At 68.7% G+C, this 13,548-nt stretch carries 10 protein-coding genes and 1 pseudogene; 6 read left to right on the top strand and 5 right to left on the bottom strand.

Annotated features, from left to right (window positions below):
- The first annotated feature begins 45 nt into the window (after positions 1–45).
- The gene (locus tag IPI43_22340) at positions 46–477 is read left to right on the top strand and encodes an ester cyclase (protein MBK7776836.1); all 432 of its coding nucleotides are present in this window, start codon (positions 46–48) and stop codon (positions 475–477) included.
- 191 nt (positions 478–668) lie between these two features.
- Here the strand turns inward: IPI43_22340 and ltrA are convergent.
- Positions 669–1,802 (bottom strand): annotated as a pseudogene (ltrA, locus tag IPI43_22335) (group II intron reverse transcriptase/maturase).
- Between the two features lie 882 nt (positions 1,803–2,684).
- Here ltrA and IPI43_22330 point away from each other — a divergent pair.
- A complete protein-coding gene (locus IPI43_22330; GenBank protein ID MBK7776835.1) occupies positions 2,685–3,575 on the top strand; it encodes a prenyltransferase in 891 nt (296 codons plus the stop codon).
- Between the two features lie 35 nt (positions 3,576–3,610).
- Here IPI43_22330 and IPI43_22325 read toward each other — a convergent pair whose 3' ends face one another.
- Both IPI43_22325 and IPI43_22320 read right to left on the bottom strand, forming a co-directional pair.
- Entirely contained in the window at positions 3,611–4,366 is a 756-nt protein-coding gene (locus tag IPI43_22325) for a hypothetical protein (GenBank protein MBK7776834.1), read from the bottom strand.
- Positions 4,363–5,397: a prenyltransferase gene (locus IPI43_22320; GenBank protein ID MBK7776833.1), complete on the bottom strand. Its 1,035-nt coding sequence runs from the start codon at positions 5,395–5,397 to the stop codon at positions 4,363–4,365. Before IPI43_22320 ends, IPI43_22325 begins: the two co-directional genes overlap by 4 nt.
- A 133-nt stretch (positions 5,398–5,530) precedes the next feature.
- On the opposite strand from IPI43_22320, the gene IPI43_22315 reads away from it, so the two are divergent.
- The 3 genes from IPI43_22315 (at position 5,531) to IPI43_22305 (ending at position 8,566) form a co-directional block, all read left to right on the top strand.
- Entirely contained in the window at positions 5,531–6,955 is a 1,425-nt protein-coding gene (locus IPI43_22315; GenBank protein MBK7776832.1) for a hypothetical protein, read from the top strand.
- 162 nt (positions 6,956–7,117) lie between these two features.
- On the top strand, positions 7,118–7,774 hold the full coding sequence (locus tag IPI43_22310) for a hypothetical protein (GenBank protein ID MBK7776831.1): 657 nt from the start codon (positions 7,118–7,120) through the stop codon (positions 7,772–7,774).
- A gap of 108 nt (positions 7,775–7,882) precedes the next feature.
- On the top strand, positions 7,883–8,566 hold the full coding sequence (locus tag IPI43_22305; protein ID MBK7776830.1) for a hypothetical protein: 684 nt from the start codon (positions 7,883–7,885) through the stop codon (positions 8,564–8,566).
- 234 nt (positions 8,567–8,800) lie between these two features.
- On the opposite strand, the gene IPI43_22300 is transcribed toward IPI43_22305, so the two are convergent.
- A complete protein-coding gene (locus IPI43_22300) occupies positions 8,801–10,027 on the bottom strand; it encodes a hypothetical protein (protein MBK7776829.1) in 1,227 nt (408 codons plus the stop codon).
- 207 nt (positions 10,028–10,234) lie between these two features.
- On the opposite strand from IPI43_22300, the gene IPI43_22295 reads away from it, so the two are divergent.
- The gene (locus IPI43_22295) at positions 10,235–11,032 is read left to right on the top strand and encodes a hypothetical protein (GenBank protein MBK7776828.1); all 798 of its coding nucleotides are present in this window, start codon (positions 10,235–10,237) and stop codon (positions 11,030–11,032) included.
- Positions 11,033–11,068: 36 nt separating this feature from the next.
- Here the strand turns inward: IPI43_22295 and IPI43_22290 are convergent, their stop codons facing one another.
- Positions 11,069–13,384 (bottom strand): hypothetical protein, encoded by a 2,316-nt coding sequence (locus IPI43_22290; protein MBK7776827.1) that lies wholly within the window; start codon positions 13,382–13,384, stop codon positions 11,069–11,071.
- Between the last annotated feature and the right edge of the window lie 164 nt (positions 13,385–13,548).

Here is a 13,548-nt window from a genome sequence, read left to right as displayed (position 1 = left end):
AACATGCACTTCTCCGATGTACTCGAGTGGGCCAGGATTCTGCGCATGAACGAGCCCACCATCCTCGCGGGACCCAACTCGCGCATCCTCGGCGCCTACAGCGCGCGCATGACCGCCGGCGACTACGACGCGGTCTTCGACCACTTCGGCGAGGGCTTCTTCAGCCACGTGACCGAGCGCGCGCACCCCGAGTCGCTCGACACGGACATTCGCCACGTGGAGGCGCGCTACTACCGCGACAGCAAGGCCGCCTTCCCGGACGGCGTGTGGACCGTGGACGTGCTGGTGGAGCGTGACGACATCGTGGTCTCCAACTGGACGCTGACCGGCACGCACACCGGCGCGCCGTTCTTCGGCGTGCCACCGTCGGGCAAGAAGGTGACCATCAACGGCACGGCCATCCTGCGGTTCAAAGACGGCAAGATCGTGGAGCACTGGGGCGGCCCGCACTGCCCGCGGGGGATCGGGATTCTCTGAGGGGGCGGTCGGGCAAATGGGCACCCACCGCTGAAGCCTGAGGATTCATCACATCTTGCTAGGGGGCCGAATCGGCTTGCTGCCAAACCTGGCTTGGATGATCGGCATAGGGGGCCCGAGTAGTCGACTCGGGCTCCCCTGCCACACCACCTGGCATGCGGGTCCGCACCAGGCGGTTCGATGAGTTGAGGTCAGGGGGCGAGGCGCGGGAGGCCCAGCCCGTCGAAGAAGGCGATGGGGATTGCGGCGTTGATCGCCATAGCCGAGTTCCGCCACCACCGCTTTGCGTTGCCCGCCACCTCTGCGGCAGCGTGGCGCTCAGCCCCGGGCCCGCAGCTCTCGGAACACGGTTGGGCCGCGTTTCCATTGTTTGAGCTGGTAGGCCCGCAGTCGGTGGCGGATCCACCCGTCCAGCTCCTGAAACCGCTTCTTCGTCCTGGCGACCCGGGAAGTAACCGAGCCAGCCGTTCAGATAGGCGGCGAGAGACTGGACGACTTCGGCGAGGCTGCGCCCACGCGTTCGACGCGTGAGCTGGCGCACTCGGTCCTTCATGGTGTGAAGGGCCTTCGGCGCCACCCGTGGCTCCGTTTGGCCTCGGACGGACGACAGCGTAAAGGAATGGTCGCGCGGCGCCGGAGCCACCGCGCTCTTCGCTTCGTTGACGCGGAGATGGAGCCGGCCGAAGAGGTCACCAGTGAGCGCATGACGCGCTCGCCGGCTACCTCCGTCCGCACGAACACGCGCAGGTCATCCGCATAGCGGACGAACGCGTGGCCGCGCTGCTCCAACTCCTTGTCGACTTCGTCGAGGAGCACGTTCGCAAGTAAGGGCGACAACGGGCCACCTTGTGGTGTGCCCTCGCGCCGCTCCACCACGACCCCGTTCGCCATCACGCCAGCGTTCAGGTAGCGGCGGATGAGCCTCAGCACGCGTCGGTCCGCGATCCGTTTCGCGAGCTTCCCCATGAGCACGTCGTGGTTCACGCGGTCGAAGAACTTCTCCAGATCCACGTCCACCACCCAGCGTTTCCCGCCCTCGACGATGGCGCACACCTCGCGCATGGCGCCGTGTGCTCCTCGTCTGGGCGGAATCCGTGGCTGTGCTCCGAGAAGGTCGCGTCGAACGGCGGCTGCAGGACCTGCAACAGGGCCTGCTGAATCAGGCGGTCGAGTACCGTGGGAATGCCGAGCATGCGCTCGCCGCCCCCGGGCTTTGGGATCATCACGCGGCGCACCGCATGGGGTTGGTACGTGCCCGCGAGGAGTTCCTCGCGGACACGCGGCCAATGGTCCTTCAGCCACTCTGGTAGCTTGTCCACCGTCATCCCGTCGATGCCGGGACTCCCCTTGTTCCTCTCACTCTCTTCAACGCGCTGCAAGTTCGTGTGATCGAGCACACGCTCCATGATCGCGTCCATTCCTGGGCCTTCGGTTCCGGTCGTCGCCGACGTGGCTTGCCCGCTTCGCTCTGCTCTCGGGGCTTCACCCCTACCCTCGAACGGAAGCTCCAACTGCTTGGACTTCTGGACCATGGCTACGTCGAGACTCCCGGGCGTCCTGCCCTTCCCATCGTTCGGCCCTTCGGCAGCGTCTCGCGACGCGGCCTACTACGACCTCGGCTGACTTCTCGCTCCGCGTCGTGAACGCGTCGCCCTTTCGGGCATGAGGCGAGATCTCCCCAGGTAAGAACGCTGACCTTCTCTGCACAACCGCCGGATCTACGCCGCAGCCCATTGTCCATCGCGGCTTCGCGGTAGCCCGGCTGCCCCCGGCCCCCCCTTCCCGTTTTTTTTCCCGGCTCGCAGATGCCCTTTTTTTTCCCCCCCGTTCCACGCTTCCTCCAGACGGTCGGTCGCCCTTCCGCCCTTGCGCTTCACTTCCTTCGTTATGGACTACTAAGGGGAGGACTTTCACCTCCTGGTCAGCGCCCATGCTGGGCGCACGGCATAAAGTCCCCTAGCGGGGACTAGATGGCTGACAGCAGGGTATGCCCTACCAAGGGTACTCAGACACGGCGTCCGGCCACCCCTGCTCGAACGCACCCCATGGTCGATCACCCAGTCTGCCCGAAGGGCGGGCTGAATGTGTCCGAGTACCCTTGGTAGAACGGCCGGAAGCTTCACCATCATTTAGTCCGCCCGAAGGGGGGACTTTCAGGTCGCCGAGGCCTAGTCTGCTGCCCACGGCTCAAGCCGTGGGTGCCCATCATGTCCAGCCCACCCGCATCCGTCTCGCGCAGCAGCCGCGCCAAGGCGTGGCTGCGCGCCGCGCGGCCCCACGCGCAGGCCAACATCGCGCTGCCCATCGCGCTGGGGGTCGCGGCGGCGGTGGGCACCGGCGCCGCGCTCGAAGCCTGGATGCTGTGGGCTTGCGCGGCGTTCTCGGTGCTGGACCAGCTCTTCATCGTGTTCGCCAACGACTACGCCGACCGCCACACGGACTCCGCCGCGCGCACGTGGGTGTCGGGCGGCTCCGGTGTGCTGGTGGACGGGTCGCTCAGCCCGGCCCACGTGCGGCGCGCGGCCCTGGCTCACCTCGTGGGGCTGCTGGTCCTCGCGCTCGTGCTCGTCACGCGCCGCCCGTGGATGATCGCCGCCAGCCTGAGCGCCATCGTGCTCATGCAGCTCTACAGCTACGCGCCCGTGCGCCTCTCGCACCGCGGCGGCGGCGAGTGGCTGCAGGGCGCGGGCATCGGCCTGGTGCTGCCGTGGGTGGGCTTCTACCTGGTCACGGGTGACCCGCGCGCGCCGCTCGCCATCCTGCTCCCCATGGTGCTCTTCGGCGTGGCCGGCAACATCAGCACCGCCGTCCCGGACCTCGCCGCCGACCGCGCCGTGGGCAAGCGCACGCTCCCCGTGGTGGTGGGCGACACGCGCGCGCGGATAGCCGGTGTGTTCTTCCAGCTGTGCGCCATGGTGCTGGCCAGCTGGCTCGCGCGCGCGCAGCTGTCTCCGCTGGCTCAGGGCCTCATGGCGTGCGCCGCCCTGCCCTGGCTGCTGCACCTGGGGCTTCGTGCGCCGCTCGCGTATGCGCTGATTCAGGGCGTGAGCATGACGCTGTGGCTGCTGGCATTCGCGTGGGGGCTCGTGGGCGGATAGCGAGCGTGGCGCCTGCGCACCCCGCGCAGCAGCGCCTACCGCAGCAGCCCCAGGCGCGCCGCCACCACCTCGCGCTCCGCATCGAAGTCGCGCTCCCAGCGCGGGGCCGTGTGCTGACACCAGGCCGGGTTGGGGATGGCGTCCGCCGCGGCCAGGGACTCGAAGAGTGTGCGCTCTTCCTCGGGCGTGCGCGTGAACGTGAAGGGGTTGCGGAACTCGCCCGCCGGGACCTTCGGGTACTTGGTGTCGTCGGCCTCGATGAGGGCCAGCAGCTCGAGGCCGCGCTGCCGCGTGCGGGCCACGTAGCGCGCGCTGAAAGGGCCCACGGCGGCGCGGCCCGCCGGCTCGCGGCGCACCCACTCGGCCCAGTCGAAGCCGTAGACGAAGTCGTGCACGTACTGGAAGCGGATGGGCGACTCGCGCCCGAACAGCGTCATCAAGTCGGCGAGGCCCGTGGCCAGCCGGCCCGCGTCGGCGAGGGACACGCAGCTCACGCGGCGCAGCTCGGCGAAGACGCCGTCCATGTCCCAGAACAGGTTGAGCGGGAACGCCTGGAGCACGGACTCGGCCACCTGCGCGAGCGCCTCACCGAGGACCATGCGCTCGTCGGGCGGCGCGTCGCCGGCGGACAGCAGGAGCGCCTGCATGCGCGTGGCCCGCCGGCCGGGCTCGCGCGGGTCGAGGCTCAGGCCCGCGCCGGGCACCGCGTCCACGCGGGCGTCCAGCGCTTCCAGCGCTTCCAGGATGCGCTCGAGGGGGTCGCGTTCACGCGAGAGGCTTCCCGAGTTCATGCTCTTTCCATCATCAGCGCGCGAGTGAGCCACACAGCCACGGAGCCATACCATATCGCACCGTGGAGGCGCTGCTTGAAGAGCGCCTGAGACGCGAACGCGTCGGTGGCCGGAGGCGGAGTGACGGCGCGCATGCGGACCCAGGCCACCAGCGCCGCCACGCTGCCCACCGCGCCGCCCACGAGCGCGTCCACCCCGCGGGGCAGCGCGGGCCAGAGGCCTGCGTAGAGCACGCCAGGCACCCCCACGAACAGCACCGCAGCCACCAGCACACAGGCCTCGACGGCGCGCCGCACGCGGGCGTTGCCGAACAGCGTGGTGAACGTGCGCTTCCCGCCGGCGCGGTCGCTGTTCTCGTCGCTCAAGCCGCTGGCGAGGGCGCTCCCGAGCGAGAGCACAACGAACGCGGGCAGCATGTCCACCAGCACCGCGGGCAGCGCCACGCCACCCTGCGAAAGCGCGTTCCACGCGGGCAGCGCGAGGCCCACGCCCAGGGCCTCCAGCAGCTCGCCCCCGCCGCGGTAATTCAGGCGCAGGGGCGGCAGCGAGTACGCCGCGAAGATGCCCGCGCAGGCGAGCGCCGACCAGCCCAGCAACGGCGTCCCGCTGGCACGCGCACCCGCGAACGCCGCCACGAGCCCCAGCGCGAGCGCCCCGAGCCCCGCCGTGAGCAGCGCGCGGGGCGACAGCAGCCCGTCGGGCAGCGTCTTGGGGCTGCATTCGCGTGGATACATGGCGCGCTTCACGCGGTCCACCTCGGCGTCGCTCCAGTCGTTGAGCAGCACGATGAACACCAGCAAGAGCACGCTGAACGCCGCGCCCACGCCCAGCCCCAGCACGCTCACGCGCCCCGCGTGCAGCGCCCCGGCGCCCTGCCCCAGCACGGCCGGCACCAACAGCTTGGGCCAGCTGGCCGGCTTGAGCGCGTACCACCAGCGCGTGCGGAGGGGCGCTGTGCGCAGCTGCTCCGCGCGCGGATCCTCACGGGCGGTGAAGGGCAGCACGCCCTGCGCGGTGTCGGGGAGAGGCATCGCGCGCAGTGTCGCGCGCGCCCCGCATGACGGCAACGTCGAGCATGCGCCGAGAGACTGCTACGCTGGGCGCGTGCTACCCATTGATCTGCGCGACCGGTCCCACCACGAAGCTGCTCGAATGATTGTGCGTATGCTCGCTCAGGCGGTGCTCGCGCAGACGGGGCAGCTGGACGATCCCCAAGACGACGACCACGACGACGATGAGAGCGACGCCGAGCAGGGCGACGCAGAGGGCGACGCGCACGAAGCGCACGCGCACGGCGAGCCGATCGGCGACGCCTCTGCGGTGGCTGCCACGTCCCTCACGGAGGCCTGCGTAGCGCTGCGCGACGCGCTCGCCATCTTCCACGGCTCGCTGGTCGCAAGCGCGGGGGACACGGCGGGGCACGCCGACCGACGCGGCGCCAAGCGCGCCGCCCGGGCACACCGCCGGGCTCGCACACGGCTGGCTCGAGCCCAGAAGCGCCTCGCCGCCGTGGCCGCCGCCGAAGAGCTCGCCGGCTGGGTGGAGGCACGCCTCGGGCCCGAGACGGCGCCCATCGTGGCGGGCTACCTGAGGCTCGAGCACGCGCGGGGTCGAAGAGACGTGGCCCAGGCAGAGCTGCACGCCCAGAAGGCCGCCGTCGCAGTGCTGCGCACCTACAGCGGCGTCAGCACGCGCTTCGACGCACCAAAGCCCGAGCGCTTCGACCGCGTGCTCTCCGGTCACCTCCGGCGCTGCATGGCAGACGCTTCAGAGGCGCTGGACGGACCTGCCGATGCGAGCGCGTTCGATGCCCATCGCGCCGCCAAGCGCACCCGGCGCCTGGGGCTCTTGCTGGGGTTGTGCACCACCACCGAGCTGTCGGACGCTGTGAACGAAGACGCCGGCAAGGCCCTGCGCGTGTGCCACCAGCTCACGCGCTCGCTGCAGCCCAAGGTCAGCGCCGCCGCCATCGAGACGGTGCTGGGCGCCGCCGGCCTGAGCGCGCTGATCGACGCCTCGCAGATTGCCCAGCTGGCCCCCGCGCCCGACCGCGAATCGCTGGGCGCGCGCCACCTCGACCTGCTGTCGCGCGTGGAGCGCTTGGTGAGCTCGCTCGAGAGCACGCCCACCGACGTGGAGATCGAGCGCAAGTACCTGCTGAGCGGGCTGCCCGGCGTGGTCACCTCGCGCGGCACCGAGCAGCACCTGCGCCAGGGCTACCTGCCCGGCGAGCGCCTGCGCGAGCGCGTGCGCTCCGTGACCAGCGGCGGGAAGACCACCTACCTGCGCACCATCAAGCTGGGGCGAGGCGTCCAGCGCATCGAGCTCGAAGAGGCCACCACCGCGCCCGTGTTCAACGCGCTCTGGAAGCTCACCGAAGGCTGCCGCGTCATCAAGCGCCGCTACGCGGTGTCCGAGGGCGACCTGGTCTGGGAGATCGATGCCTTCGACGACCGCGAGCTGTTCCTCGCCGAGGTGGAGCTCGACGACCCGCATCAGGAGCCGGCCTTTCCAGAGTGGCTGGCCCCCTACGTGGTCCGCGAGGTCACGAACGAGTCGGAGTACGTGAACCTCAACCTGGCGCGCTAGTTTGCACTCCCACCGCGCTCTGGATGCTCGACCATGAAACGGAGTCGGCCATGACGCAGCGTTGCCCGTGGCGTTGCACTCGAAAGGCGACGCCATGGCCCTCTGCGGTGTTGACCCCTTGGGCGCAGCTGGCTAGCATCGCGCCCACTAGGAGGTCTGGCGATGCGCAGTACGGAGGGGTGTTGGGTGAGTCTGGATGGCAACAAGTCGCAGCTGGTCCACGTGAACGAAGCTGGGCTGAGCGCCGTAAACCACACGAGCGACGTGGTGGTGACCATCCACCAGCGACTCGAGCGAGGTGACGACCCAACGAGCATCCCGGAGATCGCGGGCCGCATCCCCTGGGAGAGCCTTGTCTGGCTCGACTACTCGCCTCCGCGGCAGTTGAGCTGGCGCTATGAGGTCGCGGGGCACGGGTCCTACGGCGGCAAGTTCGAGGCGAGTTCGGCGAGTGACTGCGTGCAGCTGACCGACACGGTGGCCCGGCTCTCCTCCATGCGGACGACTACACGGCAGCAGACCAGTTTCGAGAGCGTGAAGGAGCCCATGATTGCGGCGGCGACAGCCCTGTTCCTGGGCGCCGTTCTCTGGTCCCAGCTCGGTGCCGTGGTCACGGGAGGTGGCGGTCGTGGTGCCGCGAGGGCGGCGTTCGTCGGTATGATTGCGAACACGCTCGGCCCTCTTGGCATCATCGGCCTGACACTCTTGGTCGTGGTCGGGAGCGCAGCCATGGTGGCGCGGCGCCTGCGTAACCCACCGATCGTTCATCGGCTCGAGCGTTCATCGCCGACCACAGCGCTCCCCGTGCCAGGCGAGTAGCCCGCGTCGCGCTTGATTGCGTTAGCGTGGGGCTGGACCTCGGCCACAAACCAGGCGCAAACGATCGCGGCTCTTGGACGAAGCGCGATGAAAGGTGAGGGAGAGCGAATGAACCCGGACAAGCTAGCGACTCTTGCGCAGGTGCCGCGCGCACTGCCGCCCGAACTGAACACCGCCATCAAGCCAGAAGGGAAGCTCTACGAGGGCGGGTGTCTCGCCATCATGGCCGGTGGCTTCGTCACTATGGTGTGTGGGGGGCTCGCCTTGTTCGGGGTCACCCCATGGTCATTCATCGCTATCGGGCTCGGGCTGATGGTGCTCGGCAAGCTGGCCCAGTTGGTCGCCAAGCCAAGCGCACTGGCCCGGGCACGAAAACGCTACTCGGAGATGCCTCTCACGCTCGGAGCCATCGTGCAGGCCAACCGTCGTCTCTACGAACCTGGACCCGGAGACGTGCTGCCCACCATCGTGGTGTACATCGATCCAACCGACCCGCAGGTGGCCAACGCCGCGCTCGTGTTGGAGGCAAGCGCGAGGCTCAAGCAGCTCCGCGCGCAGGGGACGACCGACCCAACGCTGCTGCCGCTCGTCCAGAAGATGCACGATGAGCGCTCGCACTTCATCAACGAGCCGCTACCGGACTCCCTCTACACCGGTACGCGCCTGCGTTGGTCCGTCACGATGGTGGACTCGCGGAGGCTGCCCAAGGGCCACTTGGAGGAGGGTCAAGTCCTGCCCTTTCTGTTGGCGGACAACGGTCCGTGGTTGGTGCCGGCAGCGGTCTACATGTAGTGCTTCATGATTGGACGGCCACTTCGTCTCCGCGCACCCATCGACAAGTGCGCGCGCAGGCGGCAGGTTCGGCCCCGAATTGTGCTCTTGGTTCTGGGGATGTTTGGGGTGCATGGGTGCAGCAGCACCGATGCGTCGGACGTGGAACCGACCATGTCACGGTGACCCGCCTAGTCCAGAGGCGTGACCGGAGCGACCGCCACCGCACGCACCCGAGACGACGCTGAGCGACGGCTACTCGTCGAACTCGTCGTCCTCGAGGTCCGCCATCTCCTCCTCATCGTACTCGCAACGGGCGATACGCCTGAGACCTCCCGTTGGGACCAGCTCCCACGCGCCTCGCAGATTGACCGCTAATGGGTCGACGCCCGCGAGAGGGACGGTGTTGGGTGCGCGTGCCAAGCGCGGTGGGCTCAGTGTGCGAGCGCGCCCGTCACGGGGTTCGAGTCGGCGCTCGATGACTGGCGTCGGCACGTGGATGCAGCTCAGGCGGCGCGCCTCGACGCCGAACGCCTGCACCGACAGGACCTCCACGTCTGGGCGGTCGGCCGTGCGCTCGGAGTACCGCTCGAAAGCAACCAGCACTACCGCAAGCTCTTGAAACCCGTTGGGCCCCAAGCGCAGGAACTCGATCGTCTCGCCGCCTTCCAAGGGGAGCTCCCACGCGACCCCCACGGCAAACAGGTCGCCCATTTCGTGGGTGAACTCCACCAAGTAGTGGGCGGAGTCCGCGAGCGCGACCAGCGCGACCGGTGCGGCGCAGGTGAACACGCCCGCGCGGCGGGAGCAAAACACGACGCGGCCATCATGAGAGAGGAGCAGACGACGACCCGCGCCGAGCACGGTCAGCGAGCTGAAGTCATCGAGCGTTGCCGGAGCCGCTGTGGGAACGAACTCGTCGAAGCGCACGACCGTGTCCGTGTGACTCAGCATGGTCCTGATGCAGCAGTCGCTAAACTCGAACCGCAGTGAGCGAAAGCCCACGAAGGTGATGTCGATGGTGCCGCCACTGTGCGTCACGCTGGGGTTGCCCATCCAGGCGGCGGCCAGCGGTGCCCGCCAGCAGGACGCTTGTTCCACGTCGATGCGGAGACACACGACGGTCTCCCCGGCGCCACTGAACGCGACCATCTCAACCATGGTTCGGTCGCCTAGAGCCTTCAGCACGGAGCGTTGGACGCGGCGCAGCTGGATCGTGTTGGAATACGCCAGGCGCGCTGCGAGGTTGTCTAGCGGCCCGGTGGAAGGGGGTGGGCCAGCAGGGGTCTCGTCGTCCAGGCTGGGCGCTAGGCCATCGCTTACGGCTGTCGCACCTGCGTCGGGCGGTGTCTCAGCGGGTTCGGCGTTGGTCTGCGTGGCATGCGCGCTCGGAGCCATGCCCTCTCCGCCAGCTGTGCCCTCCCCGCGGCCCGCGGGCGTTGTGGCTGCGCTCCCAGGGCCACATCCCGCGACGAGCGCCATGAGCAGCGTGGTTGCACAAACGGTCTCTCGGACAACGGAGGACGCGGGCTTGATCGTAGCGGTCATAGCAGCTCCTTGGCGGGCGCTTGCCCGCTCCCTCCGCGCCCAGGTACGCCAACCGAGCGTGAATGTCCACCACCAGCCGCGCGAGCGCTCCGGCGGTGGTAGGCTCGCCGCATGGAGCGAGGGAATCAAGAGATGCACGCTGTGAGTCATCGCAGCGTGGGCCCCTACCGAATCGAGCAGACAGGTGACGAGGTCGTCTTCCAGCTCGTACGACCTGCCTGGAGCCCTCTACGCTTCAACCTCTTCTACGCAGCGACGCTTGGCCTGGTGTGTCTGGCGGGCGCGGCATACGAAGCACGCGGATGGGAGTCCCTGCATTTCGCTGCGCTCGCCGCACTCACGGTGGCGTGGGCGACGGGCTACATCCGCCTCGTCCAGGCCGTCCACGGTGGCAAGCTGCGCCGTGTGCGTGACCGCGTGGCACGGTACTACCGCAAGCGCGCGTCGCATGGCTACCGCGAGACCTCACGCATCGCCGCCGTCGCGTTCGACGGCCACGTCGTCCCGGTGGACCATGTGCGGGCGGTGTACACCGGCGAGATCATCTCCACTACGGAGTACGGCAGCACAGCCATCTATCCCGTGTATGTCGTGTGTCGAGACATGGTCTTCGTAGTCGCGGAGCCGAAGCAGCCGGCCGTCGCGGGGAGCATCGCGCAGGCTTTCGCCCAGGCGCTGGACGTCCCGTGCAAGCGGGTGTTCGGCAACCCCGTCTTGCGTGGGGGAACGATGGCCATGGCGGTGGTCGGCATGCTGCTTGAGATGTTCTGGATTGCCGTTGCGGCCATCTACGGGCTCATCAACTACGAACCAACCATGGCCGCGGCCGGACTAGCGGTGTCGATGGGGCTCCTGAACACGGGGCTCGTCTGGCTGTCCCGGACCTACCTGCGGCCGAGGGCCGACGAGAAGGTGCGGGAGATGTTCGGCATCGCGTGACGACCGGTCAGCGAGGCTCTGCACGAGTCTCGCTCCTCAGGGGTCGTCGCGACCAGCCGCGAGAAGTCGGCAAGCGACGGGAGCTGAGTCGATCATGGCCGTCCCCGCGAGACCACCGGCACCGTCGCCACGGACAACGACGCCGTTCGTCCGGGCCGCCTCCAGGCAGACCCCAGCAGGGGTGGCGCGGAGCCATACGTGACTGAACTCGCTACGAGGCCAGGCGATGTAGTGAACAGGGCCGTTCGCACCCCGCTCGCACGCCACGACGGTCGCGGGTAGCTCGATCCGCGTGAAGAGGTCGTCCGCCCCCTCGACGAAAATGCTGCGCCCGTGGTGGGGAGACGCGGCCTGAACACGGATGCCCCCATCGACAAGTGCCAAGCCTGTCGCCTCCCGGTGGCCAAAGACCCGCCGGAGCGTGTGCTGGCCACGCGTGAAGACGTGGTGCTCCACCAGCTGTGGCGCGCGGTTCAGACCGAGGACGTGCACGTCAGGACCGCGCAGCGCTGCCGTGAGCGGCATCAGGTGCGGTGGCCACTCGAGCTGTGCGGGCCTGGCGCCGGGCCGCGCCGTCCACAAGGTGCACGAGAAGGGTTCGTAGTCTGTGGCGCGAACGCACCACTTGATGACGGCCGTGTCGGCGGTGACCGCGATCGGTTCGAGATACTCGCGAGTCTCTTGTTGGAGGGAGAACCCGGATCCAGTCGACCACGACACGGTCCCCGCGAGTTCCTGCGCCGTGAACGCTAGACTCAGACGATCGTCCCGCAACGACACGTTCATTCGAGTGTTGGGGCTGACGCGCAGGTAGTTGCCCACGCTCCTCATGGTCTCTTGGTCCGCGTGCGCCACCACCAGCCGCCAATCGTCCTGAGCCAAATCGCCAACGCACGACCAAGCCGCCAGCTCCTCTTGCGCGGGGTACCGCGGGTAGCTCGGCACGAGGGGAATGCTGGTCGCAGGCGTCTCCCAGCGCGGCAGCCGGCCCACGAAGAGCGCCCCGATCCGGCAGCCATCGCCGTAGCAGTCCAGCACCGAGCGAACGCGCGGCGCGCCGGCCGGAACGGCGACCGGCGCCCAGACGCCCCCGAAGTCCGAGGACGCCCAGACCCGCAGCGTGTCGCCCACCTCGACAGCGATCGCGAGCTGCGCGTTGATGACACCAAATCGATTGGCTCCTCGCGGAAGCGACACGCCAACCAGTTCGCCTGGGCGCGTCGAGTACGCGAAGCGCGGCTGGCTCGTCGTGTGCTCCTGGAGCCACTCGCCTGCGCGCATGAGCTGTCCGTACGCCACTCCGTCGTCGCTCACGCCGTGGAGGTCGAGCGCGTCGTCGCCACTACGCAGCGGTGAGACGTCGCTGCGTTCGTCGATCCAGTGCCACACGGCCTCGTAGTCGGGATGGCTGCTGGACGCGAGGACGTGGCTCCCCCGTACTGCGAAGAGCTGGTATCCCGAGGCAAGCACGAGCGCTCGTTGCTCGTTCGTGACGCGATGGGTCAGCCGCGCGCCGCCACCAAGTTCGTCCAGGCGCCAGGGCCCAATCGGGTCGAAGCGCGTCTCCCTCCCAGCCTCGAGTACGCTGACTCGAGCCGCTGGGTCCACGAAGTAGGCTCCATGGCGACAGATGACAGCCGCACCACCGTCATAGCGCGCGCCATCACTTCCGTAGTCGCAGTCTTCAGGGCGGATCAGCTCATCTGTCCGACCACCGTGATGCACAACGTGACCAAGGTGGACATCCAGGATCGCATCGTTGCCCAGCGGGACATGGGCCTGAAGTGCCCCGCGCCTGCCCGACAGGAGCCAGGATGGGCGCTCATTCCAGAGCAACGAAGCGAGGCTCGGCAGCGTCGTGTCGGTCTCGGTGGGCCGCTGGCCCACCGAGACCTCTCGCTCGTCGTAGTGGCGCAGCGTGGCTGACCCCTGGTAGCCGCGGAGGTCGGTGGCGAGACCGTTCGGAGTAGAGAACGGCGCGAGTGCGACGGGCGAGGCTGCGCCCACTCGAAACAGCCGACCTCCGACAGCCCGGACGAGGATCCCGTGACCTGTGGCCCATACGACGTCGCTGATGGGGGCGTCGTGTGGCGCTGGGACCTCCGTGACTTCGCCATCTGTGCACCGGACCGCTCGGATACGCTGCTCCGAGACGTCATGCAGAATCGCGTGCTGATCGGTGGTGCCCGCGAGCCCCGTCACCGACCCCTGCGCGGGCAGCAACAGCCTCAGCGGCCCGGTGAACGAATCGCTGACGGCAAGGCTGGAGTCGTCGAGTTGGTAGACGAAGTGCGCCCCGCAGCGCAGCGCCTCGACGATCGGCGACCAGGCGGGGTACTCGGTTACCTCCACGCGTCCATTCGCGCGTAGGACACGAATCGGCCCGAACAGGAGCCGCTCCGTGTCATGGCCATGGCCGGACGCCCTCGCCGCGCTGCGCTCCCCGCTTAGGACTCCGAGCCGCTGCACGACGACGCCCAGTGGACCAGGGCCCTGCTGCACGGGTGTCTCAGTGG

The organism is Sandaracinaceae bacterium, assembly GCA_016706685.1.
In the GTDB taxonomy this organism is placed as follows: domain Bacteria; phylum Myxococcota_A; class Polyangia; order Polyangiales; family Houyiibacteriaceae; genus JADJJE01.
This window is presented reverse-complemented; position numbering and strand designations above follow the sequence as displayed.

Coding starts and splice junctions, on each gene's coding strand:
- IPI43_22310 (MBK7776831.1), top strand. CDS start 7,118: ATGCGCAGTACGGAGGGGTGTTGGGTGAGTCTGGATGGCAACAAGTCG.
- IPI43_22340 (MBK7776836.1), top strand. CDS start 46: ATGAACGAGCCCACCATCCTCGCGGGACCCAACTCGCGCATCCTCGGC.
- IPI43_22300 (MBK7776829.1), bottom strand. CDS start 10,027: ATGGCGCTCGTCGCGGGATGTGGCCCTGGGAGCGCAGCCACAACGCCC.
- IPI43_22320 (MBK7776833.1), bottom strand. CDS start 5,397: ATGCCTCTCCCCGACACCGCGCAGGGCGTGCTGCCCTTCACCGCCCGT.
- IPI43_22315 (MBK7776832.1), top strand. CDS start 5,531: ATGCTCGCTCAGGCGGTGCTCGCGCAGACGGGGCAGCTGGACGATCCC.
- IPI43_22330 (MBK7776835.1), top strand. CDS start 2,685: ATGTCCAGCCCACCCGCATCCGTCTCGCGCAGCAGCCGCGCCAAGGCG.
- IPI43_22325 (MBK7776834.1), bottom strand. CDS start 4,366: ATGAACTCGGGAAGCCTCTCGCGTGAACGCGACCCCCTCGAGCGCATC.
- IPI43_22305 (MBK7776830.1), top strand. CDS start 7,883: ATGAACCCGGACAAGCTAGCGACTCTTGCGCAGGTGCCGCGCGCACTG.